The organism is Streptomyces syringium, assembly GCF_017876625.1.
Taxonomy (GTDB): Bacteria; Actinomycetota; Actinomycetes; order Streptomycetales; family Streptomycetaceae; genus Streptomyces; species Streptomyces syringius.
On the sequence record NZ_JAGIOH010000001.1, the window covers coordinates 2,455,394 to 2,479,179 of the forward strand.

Annotated in this window: 23 protein-coding genes and 1 pseudogene; 12 read left to right on the top strand and 12 right to left on the bottom strand. The window is 72.2% G+C overall.

The window, feature by feature from the left end:
• Positions 1-17: 17 nt before the first annotated feature.
• The 4 genes from JO379_RS10880 (at position 18) to fabF (ending at position 3,670) form a co-directional block, all read left to right on the top strand.
• Positions 18-971, top strand: coding sequence for an ACP S-malonyltransferase (locus JO379_RS10880; protein WP_207303888.1), 954 nt, complete (start codon positions 18-20; stop codon positions 969-971).
• A 13-nt stretch (positions 972-984) separates the two neighbouring features.
• Positions 985-1,989, top strand: a complete 1,005-nt coding sequence (locus JO379_RS10885; RefSeq protein WP_130877604.1) for a ketoacyl-ACP synthase III — start codon at positions 985-987, stop codon at positions 1,987-1,989.
• 102 nt (positions 1,990-2,091) lie between these two features.
• Positions 2,092-2,340: an acyl carrier protein gene (locus JO379_RS10890; RefSeq protein ID WP_130877605.1), complete on the top strand. Its 249-nt coding sequence runs from the start codon at positions 2,092-2,094 to the stop codon at positions 2,338-2,340.
• Positions 2,341-2,407: 67 nt separating this feature from the next.
• Positions 2,408-3,670, top strand: coding sequence for a beta-ketoacyl-ACP synthase II (gene fabF, locus JO379_RS10895; protein WP_130877606.1), 1,263 nt, complete (start codon positions 2,408-2,410; stop codon positions 3,668-3,670).
• Positions 3,671-3,767: 97 nt separating this feature from the next.
• Here the strand turns inward: fabF and JO379_RS10900 are convergent, their stop codons facing one another.
• Together JO379_RS10900 and JO379_RS10905 are read right to left on the bottom strand one after the other, a co-directional pair.
• Positions 3,768-5,270, bottom strand: a complete 1,503-nt coding sequence (locus JO379_RS10900) for an outer membrane protein assembly factor BamB family protein (RefSeq protein WP_130877607.1) — start codon at positions 5,268-5,270, stop codon at positions 3,768-3,770.
• A 98-nt stretch (positions 5,271-5,368) separates the two neighbouring features.
• A complete protein-coding gene (locus JO379_RS10905) occupies positions 5,369-5,863 on the bottom strand; it encodes a DUF3145 domain-containing protein (RefSeq protein ID WP_130877608.1) in 495 nt (164 codons plus the stop codon).
• A gap of 330 nt (positions 5,864-6,193) precedes the next feature.
• Between JO379_RS10905 and JO379_RS10910 the strand changes: the two genes are divergently transcribed.
• Complete coding sequence (locus JO379_RS10910; protein WP_130877609.1) at positions 6,194-7,066, top strand: SGNH/GDSL hydrolase family protein; 873 nt, start codon at positions 6,194-6,196, stop codon at positions 7,064-7,066.
• A gap of 56 nt (positions 7,067-7,122) precedes the next feature.
• Here JO379_RS10910 and JO379_RS10915 read toward each other — a convergent pair whose 3' ends face one another.
• Positions 7,123-9,537 carry a glycoside hydrolase family 3 protein gene (locus JO379_RS10915; RefSeq protein WP_209514771.1) on the bottom strand — a complete coding sequence of 805 codons (2,415 nt, stop codon included), beginning with the start codon at positions 9,535-9,537 and terminating at the stop codon, positions 7,123-7,125.
• 254 nt (positions 9,538-9,791) lie between these two features.
• Here JO379_RS10915 and JO379_RS10920 point away from each other — a divergent pair, with 254 nt between their 5' ends.
• Positions 9,792-10,076: a DUF6355 family natural product biosynthesis protein gene (locus JO379_RS10920; RefSeq protein WP_130877611.1), complete on the top strand. Its 285-nt coding sequence runs from the start codon at positions 9,792-9,794 to the stop codon at positions 10,074-10,076.
• A 233-nt stretch (positions 10,077-10,309) separates the two neighbouring features.
• Here the strand turns inward: JO379_RS10920 and JO379_RS10925 are convergent, their stop codons facing one another.
• The 3 genes from JO379_RS10925 to JO379_RS10935 all read right to left on the bottom strand — a co-directional run bounded on the left by JO379_RS10925 (position 10,310) and on the right by JO379_RS10935 (position 13,078).
• Entirely contained in the window at positions 10,310-11,281 is a 972-nt protein-coding gene (locus JO379_RS10925; protein WP_242626017.1) for an AraC-like ligand-binding domain-containing protein, read from the bottom strand.
• A gap of 128 nt (positions 11,282-11,409) precedes the next feature.
• Complete coding sequence (locus JO379_RS10930) at positions 11,410-12,219, bottom strand: VOC family protein (protein WP_130877612.1); 810 nt, start codon at positions 12,217-12,219, stop codon at positions 11,410-11,412.
• Between the two features lie 94 nt (positions 12,220-12,313).
• The gene (locus JO379_RS10935; RefSeq protein WP_130877613.1) at positions 12,314-13,078 is read right to left on the bottom strand and encodes an MgtC/SapB family protein; all 765 of its coding nucleotides are present in this window, start codon (positions 13,076-13,078) and stop codon (positions 12,314-12,316) included.
• Between the two features lie 90 nt (positions 13,079-13,168).
• Between JO379_RS10935 and JO379_RS10940 the strand changes: the two genes are divergently transcribed.
• Positions 13,169-14,479 carry a PA0049 family protein gene (locus tag JO379_RS10940; protein WP_245381437.1) on the top strand — a complete coding sequence of 437 codons (1,311 nt, stop codon included), beginning with the start codon at positions 13,169-13,171 and terminating at the stop codon, positions 14,477-14,479.
• A gap of 7 nt (positions 14,480-14,486) precedes the next feature.
• Positions 14,487-15,212, top strand: coding sequence for a carbon-nitrogen hydrolase family protein (locus tag JO379_RS10945; RefSeq protein WP_130877614.1), 726 nt, complete (start codon positions 14,487-14,489; stop codon positions 15,210-15,212).
• On the opposite strand, the gene JO379_RS10950 is transcribed toward JO379_RS10945, so the two are convergent.
• Positions 15,205-16,005, bottom strand: a complete 801-nt coding sequence (locus JO379_RS10950) for an EI24 domain-containing protein (RefSeq protein ID WP_209514774.1) — start codon at positions 16,003-16,005, stop codon at positions 15,205-15,207. The two genes, JO379_RS10945 and JO379_RS10950, sit on opposite strands and share 8 nt — an antisense overlap.
• A 129-nt stretch (positions 16,006-16,134) precedes the next feature.
• Positions 16,135-17,154, bottom strand: a complete 1,020-nt coding sequence (locus JO379_RS10955; protein WP_130877616.1) for an NADP-dependent oxidoreductase — start codon at positions 17,152-17,154, stop codon at positions 16,135-16,137.
• Positions 17,155-17,242: 88 nt separating this feature from the next.
• On the opposite strand from JO379_RS10955, the gene JO379_RS10960 reads away from it, so the two are divergent.
• Positions 17,243-17,692 carry a MarR family winged helix-turn-helix transcriptional regulator gene (locus JO379_RS10960; RefSeq protein ID WP_130877617.1) on the top strand — a complete coding sequence of 150 codons (450 nt, stop codon included), beginning with the start codon at positions 17,243-17,245 and terminating at the stop codon, positions 17,690-17,692.
• Positions 17,693-17,743: 51 nt separating this feature from the next.
• Here JO379_RS10960 and JO379_RS10965 read toward each other — a convergent pair whose 3' ends face one another.
• Complete coding sequence (locus JO379_RS10965; protein WP_209514776.1) at positions 17,744-18,259, bottom strand: isochorismatase family protein; 516 nt, start codon at positions 18,257-18,259, stop codon at positions 17,744-17,746.
• A 228-nt stretch (positions 18,260-18,487) separates the two neighbouring features.
• Here JO379_RS10965 and JO379_RS10970 point away from each other — a divergent pair, with 228 nt between their 5' ends.
• Both JO379_RS10970 and JO379_RS10975 read left to right on the top strand, forming a co-directional pair.
• A complete protein-coding gene (locus JO379_RS10970; RefSeq protein WP_130877619.1) occupies positions 18,488-19,096 on the top strand; it encodes a hypothetical protein in 609 nt (202 codons plus the stop codon).
• Positions 19,097-19,257: 161 nt separating this feature from the next.
• Positions 19,258-19,824, top strand: coding sequence for a class F sortase (locus JO379_RS10975; RefSeq protein WP_130877620.1), 567 nt, complete (start codon positions 19,258-19,260; stop codon positions 19,822-19,824).
• A 75-nt stretch (positions 19,825-19,899) separates the two neighbouring features.
• On the opposite strand, the gene JO379_RS10980 is transcribed toward JO379_RS10975, so the two are convergent.
• The 3 genes and pseudogenes from JO379_RS10980 to trxA form a co-directional block, all read right to left on the bottom strand.
• Positions 19,900-20,325, bottom strand: a complete 426-nt coding sequence (locus JO379_RS10980; protein ID WP_209514778.1) for an OsmC family protein — start codon at positions 20,323-20,325, stop codon at positions 19,900-19,902.
• A gap of 235 nt (positions 20,326-20,560) precedes the next feature.
• Positions 20,561-21,148 (bottom strand): annotated as a pseudogene (locus JO379_RS10985) (histidine phosphatase family protein); the annotation flags it as partial.
• On the bottom strand, positions 21,141-21,551 hold the full coding sequence (gene trxA, locus JO379_RS10990; RefSeq protein WP_130877623.1) for a thioredoxin: 411 nt from the start codon (positions 21,549-21,551) through the stop codon (positions 21,141-21,143). The gene trxA and the pseudogene JO379_RS10985, both read right to left, overlap by 8 nt.
• A 348-nt stretch (positions 21,552-21,899) precedes the next feature.
• Here trxA and JO379_RS10995 point away from each other — a divergent pair, with 348 nt between their 5' ends.
• A complete protein-coding gene (locus JO379_RS10995; RefSeq protein ID WP_209514780.1) occupies positions 21,900-23,645 on the top strand; it encodes a hypothetical protein in 1,746 nt (581 codons plus the stop codon).
• Positions 23,646-23,786: the final 141 nt, after the last annotated feature.

A 23,786-nucleotide genomic window follows, 5' to 3' on the forward strand; every position in this document is an offset into this window, starting at 1 on the left:
CGAGAGAGAGTGTGAGGGTGCTCGTACTCGTCGCTCCCGGCCAGGGCGCTCAGACGCCCGGCTTCCTGACCCCCTGGCTCGACCTCCCCGGCGCGGAAGACCGCCTCCGGGAGTGGTCGGCTGCCATCGACCTGGACCTGGTCCACTACGGCACGAACGCCGACGCGGACGAGATCCGCGACACCGCGGTGGCCCAGCCGCTGCTGGTCGCGGCGGCCCTGGTCTCCGCGGGTCAGCTGTTCCCGGCGCCCGGGGACTTCACGCGCCTCGTCGGCGCCGCCGCCGGCCACAGCGTCGGCGAGCTGGCCGCCGCGGCGCTCACCGGCGTGCTGTCCGAGCACGCCGCCATGACGCTCGTACGACGCCGCGGCCTGGCCATGGCCGAGGCGGCGACGGCCGCCGAGACCGGCATGTCCGCCCTGCTGGGCGGTGAGCCCGAGGTGGTCCTGCCGCATCTGGAGAAGCTCGGCCTGATCCCCGCGAACGTCAACGGCGCGGGTCAGATCGTGGCCGCCGGCACCCTGGAGCAGCTGGCGGCACTGGCCGAGGACAAGCCCGAGGGCACCCGGCGGGTCGTCCCGCTGAAGGTGGCCGGCGCGTTCCACACGCCGCACATGGCCCCGGCCGTCACCGCGCTGGAGTCGGCGGTCTCGGAGCTGACCGTCACCGATCCGCACACGGTCTACGTCTCCAACAAGGACGGCCGGACCGTGGCCACCGGCCAGGAGGTCGTCTCCCGGCTCGTCGGCCAGGTGGCCAACCCGGTCCGCTGGGACCTGTGCATGGATACCTTCAAGGAGCTGGGCGTCACGGCGATCATCGAGGTTGCCCCGGGCGGCACCCTCGTGGGCCTCGCCAAGCGCGCCCTGCCCGGTGTGAAGACTCTCGCTCTCAAGACCCCGGACGACCTCGACGCCGCCCGTGCGCTGATCGCCGAGCACACCGCCGCCGCCGAGACCCCGGCCGAATAAGGAGCCCGAGAGTATGACCGCGAAGATCAAGCCCGCCAAGGGCACCCCGTACGCGCGCATCCTCGGCGTCGGCGGCTACCGTCCGGTCCGGGTGGTGCCCAATGAGGAGATCCTCAAGCACATCGACTCGTCCGACGAGTGGATCCGCTCGCGCTCCGGCATCGCCACCCGTCACTGGGCCGGCCCGGAGGAGACCGTGGCCGCGATGTCGGTCGAGGCCGCGGGCAAGGCCATCGCCAACTCCGGCATCACCCCCGAGCAGATCGGCGGCGTGATCGTCTCGACGGTGTCGCACTTCAAGCAGACCCCGGCGATCGCGACCGAGATCGCGCACAAGATCGGGGCGGGCAAGCCCGCCGCATTCGACATCTCCGCCGGCTGCGCGGGCTTCGGCTACGGCCTGACCCTCGCCAAGGGCATGGTCACCGACGGCAGCGCCGAATACGTGCTGGTCATCGGTGTCGAGCGACTTTCGGACCTGACCGACCTGGAGGACCGTTCCACGGCCTTCCTGTTCGGTGACGGCGCGGGCGCCGTCGTCGTCGGCCCCTCGAAGGAGCCGGCGATCGGCCCGACCGTGTGGGGCTCCGAGGGCGACAAGGCCGACACCATCAAGCAGACCATCGCCTGGGACGCCTACCGCGAGGAGACCGAGGTACGCTTCCCGGCTCTCACCCAGGAGGGCCAGGCGGTCTTCCGCTGGGCCGTCTTCGAGATGGCGAAGGTCGCCCAGCAGGCGCTGGACGACGCCGGCGTCAGCCCGGAGGACCTGGACGTCTTCATCCCGCACCAGGCCAACATGCGGATCATCGACTCGATGGTCAAGACGCTGAAGCTGCCGGACACCGTCACGGTCGCCCGCGACGTGGAGACCACGGGCAACACCTCCGCGGCCTCCATTCCGCTGGCCATGGAGCGGCTCCTGGCGACAGGAGCGGCGAAGAGCGGGGACACCGCGCTCGTCATCGGATTCGGGGCGGGTCTCGTGTACGCCGCGACGGTCGTTACCCTCCCCTAGGCGAGTTCCGCGCCGGACCGGCTTCCACCGGCCGCCGCGGTCCCTCACCACATACGCAGTTCTCACATCGCAGTTCCACCGCAATATCGAAGGAGCGCCACCATGGCCGCCACTCAGGAAGAGATCCTCAAGGGTCTCGCGGAGATCGTCAACGAGATCGCCGGCATCCCCGTCGAGGACGTCCAGCTGGACAAGTCCTTCACCGACGACCTGGACGTCGACTCGCTGTCCATGGTCGAGGTCGTCGTTGCCGCCGAGGAGCGCTTCGACGTGAAGATCCCCGACGAGGACGTCAAGCACCTCAAGACCGTCGGTGACGCTGCCGACTACATCCTGAAGCACCAGGACTGATCCAAGCGTTCGTCGCCACCCCGGCGGTGGCGGTTCCAGCACCTCTACACGTGGAGACAGAATTCCTGTGAACTCGACCAATCGCACCGTGGTCGTCACCGGTATCGGCGCAACCACACCGCTGGGTGGCGACAGCGCATCGACCTGGGAAGGGCTGCTCGCCGGGCGTTCCGGCGTCAAGCCCCTGGTGGGTGAGCGCTTCGCCGACCTCCCGGTCCGTATCGCCGCCCGGGTGGCCGTCGACCCCGAGGACGTCCTGCCCCGCCCGCTCACCCGCAAGCTGGACCGGTCGGCGCAGTTCGCGCTGATCGCCGCGCGTGAGGCGTGGGCCGACGCGGGCTTCACCGCCAAGGCCGGTGACGACGCCTCCATCGCCCCCGAGCGGCTCGGCACGGTCATCGCCTCCGGCATCGGCGGCGTGACCACCCTGCTCGACCAGTACGACGTGCTCAAGGAGAAGGGCGTCCGCCGCGTCTCCCCGCACACCGTGCCGATGCTGATGCCCAACAGCCCGTCCGCCAACGTCGGCCTGGAGGTGGGCGCCCAGGCGGGTGTGCACACCCCGGTCAGCGCCTGCGCGTCCGGCGCCGAGGCGATCGGCTACGCCGTCGAGATGATCCGCACCGGCCGTGCCGACGTGGTCGTCGCCGGCGGCACCGAGGCGGCCATCCACCCCCTCCCCATCGTGGCGTTCGCCAACATGATGGCAATGTCGAAGAACAACGACGAGCCCGAGAAGGCTTCCCGCCCGTACGACAAGGGCCGGGACGGCTTCGTCCTCGGCGAGGGCGCGGGCGTCGTCATCCTGGAGTCGGCCGAGCACGCCGCGAAGCGCGGCGCCCGGGTCTACTGCGAGGTGCTGGGCCAGGGTCTGTCCGCGGACAGCCACCACATCGCGCAGCCCGAGCCGACGGGCCGCGGCATCGCCGCCGCCCTGCAGAACCTGCTGGACTCCACCGACCTCAAGCCGTCGGAGGTCGTCCACCTCAACGCGCACGCCACGTCCACCCCGCAGGGTGACGCGGCCGAGGTCAAGGCGCTCCGCAAGATCCTCGGTGACGACCTCGACCACGTCGCGATCTCCGCGACCAAGTCGATGACCGGTCACCTGCTCGGTGGCGCCGGCGGCATCGAGACGGTCGCGACCGTCCTCGCCCTGTACCACCGGATGGCGCCGCCGACCATCAACATCGAGGAGATGGACGAGGACATCGACGCGGACGTCGTCCGTGGCGAGCCCCGCCCGCTCCCCGAGGGCTCCATCGCGGCGATCAACAACTCCTTCGGTTTCGGCGGCCACAACGTGGTCCTCGCGCTCCGCTCGGTCTGATCACCGCACGTCAACGCATGACGAAGGCCCGCCCGGTCGTCCCGACCGGGCGGGCCTTCGCATTCCCTCGATCCGGTGGCCCGGTGGCCCGAGTGGCTCAGCGCGAGGCGCCCCAGGCGGGCGGGGCGTCGTCGGTGCCGTCCTGGTTGACGACGACGTAGCCCCGGTCGGCGTCGGGCAGCAGCTCCGCCCCGCCCCTTCCCACCAGGTCGTCCCGTCCGCTGACCGGCTCGATGTCCCCGGCCTGGCGTCCGGTACGGGGGTCGAGGGGGCGGATGGTGCCGTCGGTGAAGGTCTTCGTCAGGACGGCCAGCCGTCCGCGGGGCCGCACCGCGAGCGCCTCGACCTCGTCCCTGTACCCCTTGCCCGAGCCGTACTTCTTGCTCCACAGCGGGCGGCCGTCGGCGAGGGAGTAGCCACTGACCCGCCGCACGTAGACGTTGTCACCCCGGTCCTTCGCCGCCGTGACGAGGGTGTCGCCGACGACGAGGGCGGTCAGCGCGGGCCTGGCCTTGAAACCGCCGTTGCCGATGGCCAGGGTCTCCGTCCGGCCGGAGAACGGGACGGTCGCCCGGGCACGGCCGGTGTCGTCGAAGGACAGCACGGCGGCGGTGCCGCGCTCGTCCCTCTCCTTGAGCGCGATGACGGGCGGCTCGACCGACAGCGTGTACAGCGACGAGTAGCCCGACTTCACGGGCAGCGGGCTGCTCCACCGCTGCTTGCCCGTAGCGGCGTCCAGCGAGGTCAGCCGCATGGTGATGTCGCCGACGCGGCCCTTGCGGCACTGCTCGACGAGCAGCAGCCGGGCCGCGGAGGCTTCGACGGTCACGGCCTGGCAGTCGCGCGGCACCGGGCGCTTCCACCGCTGCTTGCCGTTCTCCGCGTCGAGGCCGCGCACGGCTTCCTCCTCCAGGACGACGGCCGTGCCGTCGGCGAGGGCGACCCGCCCGTCCGTCGCGGTCGGGAACGACTCGTCACCCTTGGTCTTCTGCTGCCACACGCTCTTGCCGGTGGAGAGGTTCACGAGCGTGAGGGTCGTGCACGGCTTGAGGTACCCGCTGAAGGCGACCAGGCCGGTGCCCTTGCTGGTGCGGGCGCTCATGGCGCAGACGGACTCCCGGACGGGGGCGGTCAGCTCCCACCGCACCTGGCCGTCCCGCCCGGCGTACGCGGTGAGGCCGTCGGTACGGGCCCGGACGACGGTGCTGCCGACGCTCCAATTGCCGACGCCGCGCACGGCTTCGGGGCGGTCGGTCGGCGCGTGCCAGTCGAGCCGCACCCGCTGGCCGATGAGCGAGTCGTGCCAGAGCCAGCCGGGCAGCAGGCCCACGACCAGCCCGGTCGTGGCGAAGGCGAACCGGCTCCGCTTGCGCCACGACTCGGTGTTCGCCGCGACGGCGAGCGCGGTGATCAGGGCGATGAGGCCGACGATGAGGAACGTGATGGTGAGGCCGAGCGCGGCGTCCTTGCCCGTCGCGCAGGCGCCGCCGGGGCAGTAGGAGCGGCCGCCCATGTTGAGGAAGATGAACAGGACGCCCCAGCCGAGCAGCAATCCTCCCAGGCCGATCGCGACCGCCTTGGCCACGCTGACGAAACTCACCACTACCCCCCGCGAATGGCTTGGATCCTGTGTGGATCACGGGGGAAATGTAGCCGGGTTCACTCGGCCAGTGGCAGACGGACGTTCGATCGTGTGGCTCAGACCACCTGGTGCAGCCACCGGACGGGAGCGCCCTCGCCCGCGTAGCGGAAAGGTTCCAGCTCGTCGTCCCAGGGCTTGCCGAGCAGCTTCGCCACCTCGGCCTCCAGCGCGGTCTCACCCCGTCCCGCGCGGGCGAGCGCCGCCCGCAACCGGTCCTCGGGGATCAGGATGTCGCCGTGGATGCCGGTGACGGCGTGGAAGATGCCCAGGTCGGGGGTGGAGCTGTAGCGCTCGCCCTCCGCCGCGGCGCAGGGCTCGGCGGTCACCTCGAAGCGCAGCAGGTGCCAGCCGCGCAGCGCGGAGGCGAGCTTGGAGGCGGTGCCGGGCTGACCCTGCCAGGAGAACTCGGCGCGCCAGGTGCCGGGCGCGGCGGGTTGTCGGATCCAGTCGAGGGTGACGCGCACGCCGAGCACGCCCCCGACGGCCCATTCGACGTGCGGGCACAGCGCGCGGGGCGCGGAGTGGACGTACAGAACTCCACGTGTCGTCACCGGGACCTCCAGTGCGGTTCGAGGTTCGCCTTCCCCAGCGGCCTCGCGCACATATCGGTCCCACCCGGGACAGCTTGGGGCTTTTCGCCCCAATGACCACTCCCGTACCAGCCCACGAGGTTACCAACAGTAAACACCATCGGGAGCAATTCTCCTGAAAAGGGACAGGACGTGACGTGTTGCCAATCGTTGGCACCGGAGTGCGAAAATCGCCGGACTGTGCCCGGCGCGCCTCCTCACTCCCGGGAAAAGCTACCGTGCGTGGGCACCCACGGGGTGACGTACCGTCGGACCAGGACAGATATCACCCGGCCGGATGGGGGAAACACGATGCGCAGCAGCACGGGGCGGCGGCCCCGGATGGTACGGGCCGCGGTGGCGGCGCTCTCGGCCGCGCTCCTCGTCGCGGGCTGCGACGACGGTACGAACAGTGGCTCGGCCAAGGCGGCCGCGAAGCCCAGCGCCGCACCCGAGCCCGCCTGGAACGCCCGCCCCGCGTCGATGGCCTCGCTCGGCGACTCCATCACCCGGGGCTTCGACGCCTGTGGCGTGCTCGCCGACTGCCCCGAGGCCTCCTGGGCCACTGGCAGCACCGTGAACAGCCTGGCCCAACGGCTGCTGCCGTATCCGCAGACGAGCAGCTGGAACTACGCGAGGACGGGCGCGCGGATGGCGGACCTGCCGGCGCAGATGCGGTCGGCGATAGCGCGGAAGCCGCAGCTTGTGACGGTGCTGCTGGGGGCCAATGACGCCTGCCGCAAGAATGTGGCCGACATGACACCGGTGGAGCAGTTCCGGGAGGACTTCGAGTCCTCGCTCAAGGAGCTCCGCCGTTCCCTGCCCAAGGCCCAGGTGTACGTGGCGGGCGTGCCGGACCTCAAGCGGCTGTGGTCGCAGGGGCGGACGAACGGCTACGCGAAGACGGTCTGGAAGCTGGGGATCTGCCCGTCGATGCTCGGCGACTCCGAGGCGGTGGACGCGGCCGCCGTGGCCCGCCGCGACCAGGTCGCCCAGCGGGTCGCCGCGTACAACCACGTGCTCAAGAGCGCGTGCGCGCGGGACAAGCTGTGCCGCTACGACACCGCGGTCAGCGGCTACGCCTTCACCGGCCAGGAGCTGAGCCAGTGGGACTGGTTCCACCCCAACAAGAGGGGACAGCGGACGCTGGCCGACATGGCGTACCGCACGATCACCGCGCGGTGAGGAGGGGCGGGGCCTGTCAGGTGGCCCCGCCCCGGTCTGTTGGGCCGACCGCTCCCTCATGCCACTTCGACCGGTGCGGTCAGCCGGCGGTCGGCGATGCTGCGGCCGGCCTCGGCGGTGTAGGTGCCGGGGATCCGACGCCAGCCGGCCGCCTCGTCGTCCCAGACCTCGAAGGCCCGGGGGTCCAGCGCGACGACCGCCTCGACCGTCTCGCCGGGCCCCGCCTCGACGGAGGCGAAGCCGGCCAGCCGCCGGACCGGACGCCCGGCCCTGTCACCGGGCGGGACGGCCAGATAGACCTGGACGACCTCGCGGCCGGGGCGGCTGCCGGTGTTGCGTACGCGAACACGCGCTGTTCCTGTGCCGCCCATGTCGAGGGTCTCGTACGACCAGTCGGTGTAACCGAGGCCGTGGCCGAAGGCGTACGCGGGGGTCGCCCGCACCTTCTCCCACGCACGGTAGCCGATGAACAGCCCTTCCGCATAAGCGAGTTCGCCGCCCACCGGGGCGACCCGCGTCACGGGCGCGTCCGCGAGCCGTACCGGCCAGGTGGTGGGAAGACGGCCGCCGGGCTCGCGCCCGCCCAGGAGCACGTCCGCCAGGGCCCCGCCCGCCTCCTGCCCGGGGAACCATCCGAGCAGCACGGCGGCGACGTCGTCGCGCCACGGCAGCTCCACGGGTGAGCCGGAGTTGACGACCACGACGGTGCGGGGGTTGACGGCGGCCACCCGGGCGACGAGCTCGTCCTGGCGGCCGGGGAGGGCGAGGGTGGTGCGGTCGAAGCCTTCGCTCTCGACGCGCTCGGTGGTGGCGACCACGACGACGGCGGCGTCCGCCGAGGCCGCGACGGCGACCGCCTCGGCCAGCAGTTCCTCCGCGTCGCGCTCGGGTTCGCGGTGCAGCAGGCAGAAGCCGACGGCCTCGATGGGTGCGCCGTCCGGTTCGGCGACGACGCAGGTGAGGGAGACCTCGACGGCCGTGCCTGCTGCGAGTACGACCCGGCCGCGTTCCACGGGCGAGCCGAGGAAGGCCTCGAAGGGATCGGCGTGGTCGGCGCCCTGCTCCCCGTCGAAGAGCGTCCGCCCGCCGACAACGAGCCGGAAGGCACCGACCCCCTTCGTGCCGAAGACGTGCGGACCGCTCTCGCGCGGGGTGAACGTGCCGGTCAGCTCGACGGTGCGCAGGGCCTCGTAACCGACCCCGGCGGGCAGATCACCGAGCCACTGCACCATGCCACTGGGCATGCGCTCCTCCCCCAGCATCCGCCCGGCGGCATCCCGGCACACGGCCCGCAGCGTGAACCCCGCACCTGCGGGAAGGAGTTCGTCGCCGGGTTCGGCGCCGACGGCGTAGGTGACCGCGCCCTCGGGAAGCGCGGCACGCAGCCCGTCCAGCGGCGAGACGACCCGTGCGGGGAAGACCTGCGCGGAGCCGCCGCCGAGGATGCGGGCATCACGGGCGGCGCCGCCGAGAAGCGCGACCCGGAGGCCCGGCGCGGGATCGAGGGGCAGGGCGGGGGCGCCGCGGACGGGCGCGTTGCGTACGAGCACGAAGGAGCGGGCGGCGACTTCGCGGGCGAGGGCGCGGCCGTCCGGGGCGGACGGGCGCGCCCGGGTCGCCTCGCCCAGGGCGCCGACCCGGTCGGCGAGCCGCAGCACGCGGCGCACGGCGTCGTCGACCACCGACTCGGGCACGTCCCCGGCCCGCACGGCGGCGGCGAGCGCCGGACCGTAGACCGTCACCGGCCCCGGCATCGCCACATCGAGCCCGCCGAGCGCGGCACGCACGGTGTCGCGGGCGGCGAGCCAGTCGGAGACGACGATGCCGTCGAAGCCCCACTCCCCGCGCAGGACGTCGTTCTGGAGGTGGCCGTGCTCGGTCATGGTCACGCCGTTGACCTGGTTGTACGCGGCCATGACGCCCCACGGCCGGGCGTCTTTGACGATGGCCTCGAAGGGGGCCAGATACAGCTCGCGCAGGGCGCGGGCGGAAACCTTGTTGTTCACGGTGAACCGCTCGGTCTCGGCGTCATTGGCCACGAAGTGCTTCACCACGGCGGCGACCCCGCCGTCCTGCACGCCCCGCACATAGCCGGTGCCGATGCGCGCCGTGAGGTAAGGATCCTCGCTGTACGCCTCGAAGTGCCGGCCCCCGAGCGGGGACCGGTGCAGATTGACGGTCGGCGCGAGCAGCACGTGCACGCCCTTGCGCCGCGCCTCCGCCGCGAGGAGTCGGCCCACGCGACGGGCGAGCGCCGGGTCCCAGGTGGCGGCGAGCGCGGTGGGGCTGGGCAGCGCGAGCGAAGGATCGTCGGCGGTCCAGCGGACGCCCCGCACGCCGACGGGCCCGTCGGACATGACGATCGAACGCAGCCCGATACGGGGGACGGCGGGCAGGGACCACATGTCCTGCCCGGACAGGAGCCGGGCCTTGGTGTCGAGGTCGAGTACGTCGACCGGGTCGTCGGGCATGGGCGGTTCCTCCCCTGGAGCCGGTGTGCGCGATCTCCCGGCGCCTGCCAACCGCCGTGACGAAGACGGTACTTCTCACGTCGCGTCCCCGTCCCGGTGACATTCGGACCGCGCGCGCCCGTTCCGCACTCGAACCGGTGGACTCCGCCACTCGTCCGAGCGAGATCACGTGACGGCCCCCGCGAACGGCGCAACGCTCTCCGTGCACCCGGGACACCACACCCCGGGCATCGCGTACCCATGAGGAGATACCTGTGAACGTTCGCCGCTCCCTGACCGCCGCCGTCGGCGCCGTGGCTCTCACCCTCGGCCTGGCCTCGGCGGCCTCCGCCACTCCCGCGGCTCTGAACCCCTGCGGGTTCTACGAGACGGGGAGTGACGCGTTCTACAACCACTGCACCGGTGACGGCTCGCGCGTCGTCATCAAGGTCGATGTGGCCTGGGGCCCCGACCACGAGCGCTGCGTCGCTCCCGGCACCGTCTGGCTGGGGTCCGCCGACAAGATCAACGGCGCGCACTACGTGGGGCGCACCTGCTGATCACCGTATGACGGCGGGCCCGGGACACCACTCGTCCCGGGCCCGCGGCCGATGTGCGGTGCCCGTCAAGGGGTGTGCGCGCAGCGCATATATGAGGCGCGGCAACTGTCGCTAGTTTTACTGGCGGAGCCGGCTCACCGGATGCGCTACGGGGGGACGCATCCCCGTGAGCCGAGTCCCCGCTCCGTGCCCGGCCACCGCCGGGTACGGAGCGGCCGTACCGGGCTCGGCCGTCAGCCCGCGAGGGCGGCCTGACGGTATTCGCGTGGCGTCATTCCCATGTAGGCGCGGAAGGCGCGCGAGAAGTCGGAGGGGTGGGCGAAACCCCAGCGGCTGCCGATGGCGCTGATCGCCGTCCCGGCCAGGTCCGGATCGGCCAGATCGTGTCGGCACCGGTCCAAACGGTGTTGCTTGATGAAGGTCGTGACGGTGCTGCCTTCTTCTTGGAATACGCGTTGCAGGTAGCGGACGGATATGTGGTGGGCCCGGGCGATGCTGTCGGGTGACAGGTCCGGGTCGTCCAGGTTCTCGATGATGAAGCAGCTGAGGGACCGGAACAGCAGGTGCCGGCGGGATTCCGGGGACAGGGGCGCCTTGGCGTCCGTGTACTGCGCCAGCATGGCGGTCACCATGTCCAGGGTGGTGTTTCTCAGCCGCAGCCGGTCGTGGGGTGTGCAGTGCCGGTATTCCTCGGACAGCCCCAGCAGGAATTGCCGCAGCAGGCGACCGACACCTCGTGTGCCGGGCAGCGTCGCGGCGCAGAGCTTCGCGATCTGCGGCTCGGGCACGGGCAGCAGATGCCGGGGGAACTGGAGCATCACCGACGAGCCGCCGTCCTCCCCCGGGGCGAGACAGCCCTCGAACGGTCGTGAACTGTCGAACAGCACCATGTCGCCCGGGGAGATCAGGACGTTGTTCCTGTTCTGCTCGATACCTTGCCGCCCCGACAGCATGAGAGCGACCTGGAGCAGCTCCGGGTCCGAGCGTCTGATGAGATCCGGGGTTCTCTGCGAGACCAACGCCGAGTAGCGCATGAACGAGAGCCGCACCCCCGCGAAGGGCATCACGTCGATATGCGCCCGGAAGGCCATGGGATCGGCGAACCTGAACTTCGCGGGCCCCACGGCAAGGGCGGTGGTTTCGGCCCACGCCTCGGCATTCAGCGTCACCGAAGGGGCCACGGGCTCACTCTGCTGCGCGGACACGTCCCCACCCCCCGCCGAACCACCACGGGGACGACCCTGCCGAAGCGGAGGGACCAACGACAACCGTGTTGTCGGTCAACCTCCCCGCGCCGGTGCGGGGAGGTCGACCGGCCGCGCTCCGCCCGCGCTCACATCTCGCTCGGCTTGAGCACCACGAAGTCTGCGCCGTTGGGGTCGACGCAGACGGCCAGGCGGCCCACGCCCTCCGCGTCCTCCGGGCCCATCTGGACGCTGCCGCCGTTCTCGGTGACCTTGGCGACCGTGGCGTCGCAGTCCGCCGTGGCGAAGACGGGGTGCCAGTAGGGGCGGCCGCCGTTCAGGGACAGGTCCGTGGCCGGGAGCTGCATGAGGCCTCCGTGCATGCGTTCCTCGGGCTGGTCCGCCGGGGTGATGAGGGAGTACGTGCCGTCCCCGTCGCCGGGCAGGGGCATGTCCTGCGTGGTCCAGCCGAAGACGCTGCCGTAGAAGGCCTTCGCCGCGGCCGCGTCGGTGGTGTAGAGCTCGGTCCAGCACAGGGCGCCCGGCCGGTCGGCGGCCTCCAGGCCGCCCAGGGCCTTCTCCCCCGCCTGCCAGACGGCGAACTGCCCGCCCTGGGGGTCGGTGAGCTGGGCCATCCGCCCCCACTCGTCCGCGTCGGACGGTGCCACTCGCACGGTGCCGCCCTGCTGCTCCGCGGCCCGGGCCGTGGCATCGGCGTCGTCGGTCCTGAAGTAGATCATCCAGGCCGAGCGGGCCCCCTGCTCGGTGAGCGGCCCGATGCCTCCGACGCCCTTGCCGTCCAGCTGGAAGACACCGTATTCGCCGACTTCCGGGTCCGAACCCATGGACTGGAAGTCCCAGCCGAAGACCGAACGGTAGAAGCGGGACGTGGCGGGGACGTCCGGAGCGCCGATATCGAGCCAGCAGGGTGAGCCGTGGACGAAGTCTGTGGTGATCATGGAAGTTCCCTTCGCGGATGCCTTCCCAGCCAGCCTGACACCCGTCACCGGCACCCGCCTCCCGACAACGCCGCCGGGGCGCCCCGCGCCGCCGTCACTCCGTGCTGTCGCGATGCGCGCTCAGGCCCACGCAGCGGATGCCGTCCCAGTCCGTCAGCTCCTCCACGAGAGGGTGGGCGGATCCCTTGCCCTCCAGGCTCAGCACCAGGCCCGCCTCCTTGTGTCTGCCCTTCTCACGGCTGCCGTCCCCGCACGGGGCGGTATCGGCGTCGATCTGTACGTCCGTGACCCGGAAGCCTCGCTTCGTGCACAGCTCCAGCACCCGTCCCAGCAGCCCGCTGCGCGTGCGGTAGGACAGTCTCAGCTCCACCTGTTCCGCCACGGGCGTCACCGTCATCCGCCGCGTCATCATCGGGAAGCCGCGGACGACCAGGAAGTGCACCACGGTGGCCGCCGCACCGAGCAGCGGCAGGCCGCCGCCGCACGCCATGCCGACGGCGCAGGTCAGCCAGATCGTGGCCGCGGTCGTCAGGCCGCGCACCGCGTCGCGGCGGACGAAGATGAGGCCGCCGCCGATGAAGCCGATGCCGGAGACGATCTGTGCGGCCACCCGTGACGGGTCCTGGCGTACACCCGCCAGCTCGACCACGCCGAAGCCGTGGGCCGACACCTCCATGAACAGCGCGCTGCCCACACCGACGAGGGTGTGCGTGCGCAGGCCGGCGCTCTTCTGCTGTAACTCGCGTTCGAGGCCGATGAGCGACGCGAGCAGGAGCGCGATGCCCAACTCGGCGAACTGACGGGTCCCTTGACCGCTCCCGGGTGAGAACAGCGGGGCGGCGTACTCGGCTATTCGCATCCCGCCATTGTGGCCTGAACTCGACTGTACGTAACGGGTGTTGAGTGCTTCCCTTCCGCCTATGCACGCACAATGATTTCCTTCCGGCTCATGAGACCCATTGAGAAGGCCCGGATGTCGTTCGGCATCGCATTGCTCGCGTGCGCCGCCCTGTTGCCCACCCCTGCCGTCGCGGCTCCCGCCGCGTCATCGGAGCCATCGGCCACGTCGCCCACTGCCGAGGAGGAGCGGCTCACCGGCCCCGTGCCGCAGGAGGTCCTGCGCCGCTCGGGGTTCGACGGGGTGGCGCCCGGCTTCGCCCGCGCCCTGGCCCGTACGCGCACCGCGGCGGAGGCCGAGCGGCTCGCGACCGCCGAGGGGCGGCGGCTGTGGCAGCGGGCCGTGGACCGCGCGCAGGGGCGCGCGGCCGGCCGCTCCGGGGACCTCAGCCAGGACGACGACCGTCCGCTGTACTGGGCGCGCCTCGGGATGACTCGGGCGCTGCGCGACTGGAAGCCGGCGTTCGCGATGACGGACGCGCGGCGGACGGCCCTGGTGGGGAAGCTGGTCGCGAAGGTCGAGCGCGGCTCGCGCGGGCAGGACTCCATCGAGCTGCCCCGGGGCGACCGGGGCATCAAGCGCGTCGTGATCACCGGCTTCGACCCCTTCCAGCTGGACTCCGACATCCGCCGCTCCAACCCCTCGGGCGCTGCCGCGCTCGCCCTGGACGGCACGACCGTGAACACGCCGACCGGTCCGGCACGGATCGAGGCGGCGCTCTTCCCGGTGCGCTGGGCGGACTTCACGGCCGGTGACGTCGAGCGCACATTGCTGCCGCACTTCGAGTCCGGGCAGCGGGAGGCGGACCTGTTCACGACGATCAGCCAGGGGCGGGACGGCCGCTTCGACCTGGAGCACACCAACGGCGCCTGGCGCGGCGGCTACCCGGACAACGTGGGCGCGTCCCGCACCGGGACCGTCCCCGTGCCGCCGGGCGTGCCGACCGTCCACCCGCAGCCGCAGTGGACGTCGACGACCCTGCCCTACGACGCGATCCTGGCCGCGAAGACCGGCCCGTACCCGGTGTACGACAACACGGCCGTCACGGAGATCCCGGCGGGCGGCACCGGGCCCGTGCACCGGCCCGCCGGGCCGACGCCGGGCTCGACGGCCCGCGAGGGCGGCGGGGGCGACTACCTCTCCAACGAGATCGCCTACCGGGCGACGCTGCTGCGCGACGCGCTGCGCCCGTACCTCCCGGGCGGCCATCTGCACACGCCGGTGCTGCGGTTCGGCGCGGGCAACACCGATCCCGCCACCGGGCGGATCACGGACCCCTCTTTCGTCCGGGACCGGCAGGCGATCACCGCGCAGATCCGGGCCTTGATCACCGTGGCGGCGGGTGGCGCCCCTCGGTCATGATGAACGCATGATCATCGCAGCGGCGCAGTTCACCGCCCGGCCGTGCGACGTCGACGCCAATGTCGCGCGCATGGCCGGGTTCGTCACCGAGTCGGCGGAGCGGGGTGCGGCGCTCGTCGTCTTCCCCGAGCTGGCCGTCACCGGCTACGAGCTGCCGGAGATCGTCGCCGATCCGGACCGGCTCGCCTTCGCCCCCGACGATCCCCGGCTGGACCCGGTGCGGCAGGCCTGCGCGGCGGCGGGGGTCGCCGCGGTGGTCAACTGCGCGGGGCGCACGGCGGCGGGGCCGACGATCACCTCGTACGTGTACGGGCCGGACGGCGCGCTGCTCACGCGCTACGACAAGCGGCACGTGACGGATACGGAGCGGGCCGCGGGCTTCGTCCCCGGCACGGCGGACGGCCGGTTCACGCTGGGCGGTGTCGCGTTCGGGCTGGCCATCTGCTTCGACACGCACTTCCCCGAGCTCGCGGCCCGCGCGGCGGCCGACGGCTGCCGGGTGCTGCTGGCGAGTTCGCTGTACTCCAAGGGCGTCGGCGCCGAGGAACGCGTGGCGGTCTTCCCGGCGCTGGCGAGGGACCACGGCCTGCACGTCCTGCTCGCCAACCACACGGGCCCCGCGGGCCCGTACGACGCCTGCGGCCTCAGTGCGGTGTGGTCCCCGGACGGCGGCGTACTGGCCGAGGCCCCGGCCACCGCGCCGGGGCTGGTGTCGGCGGACGTGCTCAGCTGACGGCGCGGTCCGAGACCCGACGGTCGTCGTCCCCGTCATTCCCGTCCTCCGGGGCCGCCTCGCCCGTGAGGTCGCGGGCGAGCAGCGTCGCGCCGGCGACCGCGCCGGGCATGACGAACACCGCGACGAACGGCACCAGGAAGAGCAGGGTGAGGGGCACACCGAAGCCGAGGGCGAGGAGCTTGCGGGAGCGCAGCAACCGCAGGCGCTCCCGCAGGGGGACGCGACGGCGCTGGAGGGCGACGGCGGTGAGTTCCTCGGTGAGGAAGAACCCGGAGACGCAGAAGCCGATCGCCGGAATGACCGTCTGCCCGATGACGGGCACGAAGCCGAGGGCGAAGAGCAGCACGCCCCAGACGGCCACCCTGAGGAGCACGGCGAGGCTCTCGCGGGCGGAGATCCACAGCTCGCGCCAGAGCGGCAGCCCGGATTCGTGGACGGTGCCGTCCTCGGACAGGTCGACCTTCTCGGAGAGCGACTCGTAGAAGGGCTGGCCGACGAGCAGCGTGACGGCGGTGAAGGAGATCAGCGCGAGCAGCAGGCTGCCGCCGAAGAACAGGACGGTCAGGCCGCCCCGGAAGAGGCCGAGCCAGGGCGAGCCCCAGCCGTCGGCGAAGGGCGTGGCCCAGCCGACGACGTCGTCCGCGTAGAGGACGAGCGCGACCATCGCGCCCGCGTATCCCACGAGCGTGATCAGCCCGGGCAGCAGTCCGAACCCCCACTGCTTCCGGTTCCGCCCCACCCAGCGCTGGCCCTTGGCCAGGTAGGTCATGCCCGCTACAAGATCTCGCATGGCGGCAAAGCGTAGCGCTTGCCGCGAGCGCCCTGACCTGTGCCGCCTGCGGCAGCGGGCGCCCTGCGGGCGCGTCCTCAAGCGCCGGACGGGCCACAAGCAGCCCGTCCGGCGCTTGAGGATGCCGCCTCAGCCCTCGAAGCTGACGATCATCTTGCCGGTGTTCTCGCCGCGGAGCATGCCGAGGAAGGCGTCCACGGCGTGGTCGATGCCCTTGACGACCGTCTCGTTGTACTTGATCTCGCCGGAGCGCACCCAGGCCGAGACCTCCTCGATGAACCGCGGGCGCAGCGCCTGGTGGTCCGAGACGAGCAGGCCGTTCAGGCGCAGCCGCTTGCCGATGACGAGGGCGAGGTTGCTCGGGCCGGGCGTCGGCTCGGTGGCGTTGTACTGGGCGATCGCACCGCACAGCGCGGCGCGGCCGTGCACGTTCAGGGAGGAGATGGCCGCTTCGAGGTGGTCGCCGCCGACGTTGTCGAAGTAGACGTCGATGCCGTCGGGGGCGGCTTCCTTGAGCTGCTCGGCGACGGGGCCGTTCTTGTAATTGAAGGCGGCGGTGAAGCCGTACTCCTCCGTGAGGATCCGGACCTTCTCGTCCGAGCCCGCGCTGCCGATGACGCGCGAGGCGCCCTTGAGCCTGGCGATCTGGCCGACGAGGCTGCCGACCGCGCCCGCCGCGCCGGAGACGAAGACCGCGTCGCCCTCCTTGAAGGAGGCGACCTCCAGCAGACCCGCGTAGGCGGTCAGGCCCGGCATGCCGAGCACGCCGAGGTAGGTGGAGAGCGGGGCCAGCTCCGGGTCGACCTTGGCGGTGTGCCGGGCGTCGACCACCGCGTACTCGCGCCAGCCGAGGCCGTGCAGCACGTGGTCGCCGACCTCGAAGCCCTCGGCGCGGGAGGCGATGACCTCACCGATCGCGCCGCCGTCCATGGGCTGGTCGAGCTGGAAGGGGGGTACGTACGACTTGACGTCGTTCATCCGGCCGCGCATGTACGGGTCCACGGACATGTGGACGTTGCGGACGAGGATCTGGCCCTCGCCGGGCTCGGGGACCGCGACCTCACGGAGCGCGAAGTCCTCGGGCTTCGGCCAGCCCTGCGGGCGGGCGACGAGGTGCCATTCACGGCCGGTGGTGGGCGTTGCGGACATGAAACGAAGCCTCCTAATGGTTCACCAACTAAAACAACCATGCGCCTCGATATTTCATGTTGTCAAGCAACCGGGTAGCCTGAGCCGTATGGTCCACCGAACGGATGCCCTGACCCTCGAAGTCGTCGAACTCATCGCGACCGTCGTGGCGCGCTACCACGAGGAGTACGAGGAGGCGGCGGCCAAGCACTCCCTGACCGGCGCCCAGGCGCGGGTGCTGGCGCTGCTGGCCGGCGAGCCGCAGCCCATGCGCCGCATCGCGCAGCAGCTGAAGTGCGAGCCGTCCAACGTGACCGGCATCATCGACCGTCTGGAGGCCCGTGACCTGGTCGAACGCCGGCCGGACCCCGCTGACCGCCGGGTGAAGCTCGCCGCGGCCACCGAAACGGGCCGGGAGGTCTCCGGCCGGCTGCGCGAGTCGCTGAACTTCGCACGCGAACCGCTGGCGGGGCTGTCGACCCAGGAGCGCGCGGTGCTGCGCGACCTGCTCAAGCGGATGCTCGGCGAGGACCCCGACGACCCGTACACCCGCCTCTGAGCGGTCACCGCGGCCCGCCGGGTGCCGCTCTGTGCCCGCGTCTATGCCCGCTCAGCCGGTCAGGCGCAGATCGCGGGCCGTGACGACGGTGCCCAGCCGGGGCATGTCGAGCGTCACCGACGCCCGGTGCTCCGCCTCGGTCAGGGCGCTCATCGCGTCCTCCACGAACACCAGCTCATAGCCGTGATCGGCGGCGGCGCGGGCGGTGGACTCCACGCCGAGGTTGGTGGCGATCCCGGTGAGGACGAGCGTCCGCACCCCGCGCTCCCGCAGCCGCGCGTCCAGCCCGGTGCCGTGGAACGCGCCGACGGCCCCCTTGACGACCTCGATGTCACCCGGTTCGGCGACACCCTCGAGCAGCGCGCTGCCCGGCGGCTGCTCCACCACCCCCGGCCGCTCCACCCGTACGACCGCGACCGGCGCCCCCGCCTTGCGGAACGCCCGCGCCAACTCCACGGATCTCTCCGCCACTTCGTCGCCGGAGCGCGGCGCGAGCGGAAGCGCCACGATGCGCTCCATGAGGTCGACGATCACCAAGGCGGTTCGCTGCGGGTCGATTTCGGTCATGTCCAGACCGTACCGGCCGGGCCGGTGACGCAGGCGGCCCACGGGCCAGCTCCGGGGTGACGGCGGGTAAAGCTTCGACGACATCCGCGGACGGGCTGCCCGGCCCCGGTCCTGATCACCCGTCAGCGTGGCTGGTTCCCGGCGGTCGGTGTCGCGATACCGCCGCGCTCGGCGACGAAGACCGTCGACCGGCGCCGGGATCCGGACGGGGTGCGCGACCATGCCTCCATGAGCTCAGCGCCCGGCCCCTCCGCCACCCCCGCCTTCGACCCGCTCGCGTTCCAGCTCGTGCTGCTGCGCCGGATGGCCGACCACCAGCCGGGCCTGGTCGAGGACGCCCTGCGCGAACTGGGCGTCGACCGCGCGCAGATGCGCGAGGCCAACCGCCGCTGGCAGGCCATGGCGCACTCCCCGCGCCGCCGCGCGGCGGGCGCCCGCTACCGTTCCGCGCTCGGCCCGCCCGAGACGGTCTCCGAGCGCCGCGTGGGCGACCTGACCTTCGATGCCCTGACGTGGCGCGTGCCGCTCTGGCCCGATCTGAGGTTCGAGGTGCTGACCGCGCCCGGCGGCGCGGTCTGGAACGAATGGCTGATCCGGGCCCCCGGCCTGCCCGGCCCGGCGCTGCGTACGGTCCGTGACCTGCGGCCCTGGGCGTGCACCGTGGACGAGGTGGCGCGTGCCTTCCCGCCCGCACGCCCCATGGAGGGCACGGCGCCCACCCGCTGGCGGCTGTCGTTCACGGCACCGGACGCCGCCGGGAAGCGCGCGGAGTACGTGGCGGAATTCAGCTGGGGACTGTTGCAGCGCGTCACACCCAGCGACCCGCCCGCCGTCTGAGGACACCGCCGCGAAGCGGTGGGGCGCGCGACACGGCCCCGCCCGTGCGAGGGCCCGCGTCTCGTCCTTTAGGGGGATGGCGAAGTGGCCATTCATCCGAGGCACGGGCGCGGAGCCACTGCCTAGCGTGGGCGGTGCTTCCTCACCCCGGATGGATACCCATGCCCCGCACCCGCCTGTCCGCCCTCGTCCTCGCCCTGCTGATGCCGGCGGTCGCGCTGCTGACCGCCTGCTCCCTGGGCGGAACCGCCGACGACAAGGCCAGCGGCACCCCCGCCTCGGCCGAGGAACCGGCCGGTGTCTCCATCCCCGCCATCGGCGTGCGGAGCCCGCTGATCCGCCTGGGGATGGACAAGGACGGGACCGTGCGGGTCCCGCCGCGGGAGAAGGGCATGACCGCGGGCTGGTACACGGGCGGCGCCCGGCCCGGCGAGTCCGGGGCGGCCGTCATCGTCGGCCACAACGACGCCCGCGACGGAAAAGCCGTCTTCCACGACCTGGACAAGGTCGGCAAGGGCACGGTCATCGACATCGAGCGCGGCGACGGCAAGGTGCTCCACTTCGCGGTGACCGGCACCGAGAAGGTCGGCAAAAAGGCGTTCCCGGTGAAGAAGGTCTACGGCAAGACCTCCGAGCGGGCCTTGCGCCTGGTCACCTGCGCGGACGACCGCGCCCCCGACGGACACCCCGTGCAGAACCTGATCGTCTACGCGTCCCTGCGGTCGTGAGACGGCCGGGGTGGACCAACCGCTCCCGGCCGCCGTGCGGCGGCCGGGAGCGGTTGGTCCGCAGTCGCTCGGCGGTCAGGCCAGCTCGGCCGAGAGCGTGATCGTCGTACCGGTGAGCGCCTGGCTGACCGGGCAGTTCTTCTTGGCGTCCTCGGCGGCCGCGACGAAGCCCTCCTCGTCCAGGCCCGGCACCTCGCCGCGCACGGTGAGGTGGATGCCGGTGATGCCCTCACCCGGCTGGAAGGTGACCTCGGCCTTGGTCTCCAGGCGGGTCGGCGGGGTGCCGGCGCCGGTCAGCCCGTGCGAGAGGGCCATGGAGAAGCAGCTGGAGTGAGCGCCCGCGATCAGCTCCTCGGGGCTCGTCTTGCCATTGGCCTGCTCGGCGCGGGACGGCCAGGAGACCGGGTAGTCGCCGATGCCGGACGAGTCGAAAGTGACGGTGCCACTGCCCTTGAGCAGTTCGCCTTCCCAGACCGTGTGCGCGGTGCGGTTCGTGGCCATACTGGCTTCCTCCTGCAAGAACGGTTCAAACGAGTCATATGAAGATCGGGACCCAACGTCCCGATCATCGTGCCGACGCGGCCCCCGCCCCGGTTCCGACACGCCCGGGAGACGCATCGGACGCGGTTTCGGGAGCGCCGTCGGGTATAGCGACGGCGGAGGCTCCGCTCCCGGACGCCCCGGAGCTCCCGGACGTCCCAGACGTTCCCGCCTTCCCGGACGTCCCGGCGGACGGCGTGTTCCAGGCCACGAGCGCCGGGCGCCCGTGCTCGGTGCCGATCCGGCTGACCGTCGCCGTGTCCAGCCGGAACAGCGCGCCGGCCGCGGGCGGCAGCCCGAGCCTACGAGCGGTCAGCACCCGGAGGAAGTGCCCGTGCGCGACCAGCACCACATCGCCGTCGTCCGCCGGCTCCAACCGCGACGCGATCCGTGCCAGCACGCGGTCGGCCCGTGCGCCCACCTCTTCGAGCGTCTCCCCGGGATGCCCGGCGGGCCCGGGGATCACCCCGTCGTCCCACAGATACCAGTCGGGCCGGGTGCGCTGAATCTCCGGGGTCGTCACGCCCTCGTAGCCGCCGTAGTCCCATTCCCGCAGGTCGGGGTCGGTGTGGATGTCCGTGAGCCCGGCCAGTTCGGCGGTCCGCACGGCCCGCCCCAGCGGGCTCGCCAGCACCAGGGACACCGTGCGCTCCGCGAGCAACGGCCGTAGGGCCGTCGCCTGCCCCTCGCCGACCTCGGTCAGCGGCACATCGGTCAGCCCGGTGTGCCGCCCGGAACGGCTCCACTCGGTCTCGCCGTGCCGGACCAGCAGCAGCTCACTCACCGTCGCGCCGCTCGCCGCCCTGACCGGCCTCCGCGTCCGCCTGGGCCTGCGCGACCGAGGCCCGTACCTCGTCCATGTCGAGCGCGCGGGCCTGCTTGATGACGTCCTCCAGCGCGGCCTCCGGCAGCGCGCCGGGCTGGGCGAACACCGCGATGTTGTCGCGCACGATCATCAGCGTCGGGATCGACTGGATCTCGAAGGCGGCGGCCAGCTCCGGCTGCGCCTCGGTGTCGACCTTGGCGAAAACCAGATCGTCATGGCGCCCGGCCGCTCCTTCGTAGACGGGCGCGAACTTCCGGCACGGCCCGCACCACTCCGCCCAGAAGTCGATGAGCACGAATCCGCTGTCGGAGACGATCTCGTCGAAGTTGTCCTTGGTGAGCTCCACCGTGCTGCCGCTCATCGCGTGCCTGCCTCTTCCGCTCGTCGTCCAGGGCCCCCGGCAGCGGCAACAGGGCGATGCTGCGTCGTATTCCTGGGCCTTGGCCCGGCGGGTGCACCTCCGCTGCACGGCGGTGCCCTCGAGCTCCCCCGGCTACCGCTGGGAGATGCCCCCAGCGGGCTGGTTCTGGGCTGAGCCCAGCCACATCAAGCCCGTCCGGCGATTGAGGACGCGCCCGCAGGGCGCTCGCCGCCGCAGGCGGCAAGACGGGCCTGCAGTCGAACGATCCGCCGGCCAGGCGCAAGGTATCGTCGGCCGGGGCCGTCCGGGGAGAGCCACGGCCGACGCGATCGTCATGGGGAGGACGCGGTGCCGGTGCCGCCCGGGCAGACGCACCTCGCCGCGCCCGGCGGGCCGGAGCGCTGGCGCACGATCGGCACGACCCACCACGTCCTCGGCGTCATCCACAACGTCACCTCCGCGACCCGCCTGCTCGATCTCCTCTCCGTCTTCGAGGGCGATACCCGGATACAGGTGCATTTCACGTGCACGGGTTCGTCGGCGTTCGACGGGGGAATGCGGGAATTCATCGCCGCGAGGGAAATGCCGTGCATTCCTTGGGGCGAGGCGTGCGAGCTGAAATTCGACCTCGCGGTCAGCAGCAGCCGCGGCGGGGAGTTGCAGGATATTTCCGCACCACTCATATGCGCCCCGCACGGTGCCGGATACAATAAAACACTCAGCCGGGAGCCGGGAGCCGGGAGCCGGGAGCCGGGAGCCTTCGGCCTGACGGACGAATGGCTGGTCCATGACGGCCGGTTGATCCCCTCCGCCATCGTCCTGTCCCACGACGAACAACGCGAACGCCTGCGCGACGGCTGCCCCGACGCGGTGCCCTTCGCCACCGTCGTCGGCGATCCGTGCGCCGACCAGCTGCGGGCCTCCACGCCGTTCCGGGACGCCTACCGGACGGCCCTCGGCGTACGCCCCGGCCAGAAGCTCCTGGTCCTGACGTCGACTTGGGGCCGGCGTTCCCTCCTCGGACACGGCGGCGACACGGTACGCCGGGCGCTGGCCGAGCTGCCGCGGGACGAATACCGCGTGGTGGCCGCAGTACACCCCAATGCCTGGCACGGCCACGGCGGTTGGCAGGTGCACACGTGGCTCGCGCCGTTCGTCCGCGCCGGGCTCGTCCTGCCCGTCCCGGAGACGGATACCTGGAAGGCCGCCCTGACCGCCGCCGACGCGTTCATCGGCGACCACGGCTCGGTCACCCTCTACGGCGTCGCGCTGGGCCTTCCCGGCCTTCTGGGCGCCTTCGACGAGGGCGTCGTGGCACCCGGCTCGCCGATGGCCCTCCTGGGCGGGCTGCTGCCGCGCGTCACGGCGGGACGTCCGCTGGCCCGGCAACTGGCCGACGCCGCGGCCACACAGCCCGGCGACGCACGGCTGGCCGAGGTGGGCGGCCTGGTGACGTCCCGTCCGATGCGGTCGATGGCCCTGCTGCGCGGCCTGTTCTACGAACACCTCGGGCTGCCCGAACCGGCCGATCCGGCAGTCGTCCGGCCCGTCGCCGTCCCCCGCCGCCCGCACGACCGGCGCCGGGACCCGGCCCCTCCCCCGGTGTTCGTGACGGCTCACTTCGAGGAGCACGGCGTGGGCGCGCCGACGGTCACGGTCCGCCGCTACCCCGCGGCGGTGCAGGGCGCCGAGGCCGGGCACCTTCCCGACCCCCACCTCGTGGCCGCCGAGGGAGAACCGGACGTCCGCTGGCTGCACACGGCGGATATCCTCCTGGCCCGCCCCGCCGCGACGGAACGGCCGACGAGGGAGGTCGCGGGGCCGCTGTTCGACCGGTATCCGGGGTGCGGGGTGGTCGCCGTCCCCGGACCGGACGGGCTGAACGGCGACTGCGGTCTCGCCCTGCGCGACGGCCCGGAGCTCACGGCCCGCTGGCGGGACGCGCAGTGGTGGACGACACCGCAGACGGCGGCAGCGGCCGCCCACGCCTGCCTGTCCCGGTTCGGCCCGGCCTGGGAGGGCGGGATCACCGTCCGCACGGGAGAACACCTGCCACCCGCCGTGCTGACGGTTGCCGCCGCGCACCGCAGCTGACGGGGCCGGGCCCGGCGGGGGCGGCGGCCTCTCCGGGGGAAGCGCCACCGGCCGGACTGCCGCGCGGAGGCGGCCGCCGGCAGGGCTGCCGGGTGCGGAAATGCCGTGACCACGTGGTCGGCGCGAAGCGGCCGCCCGGCA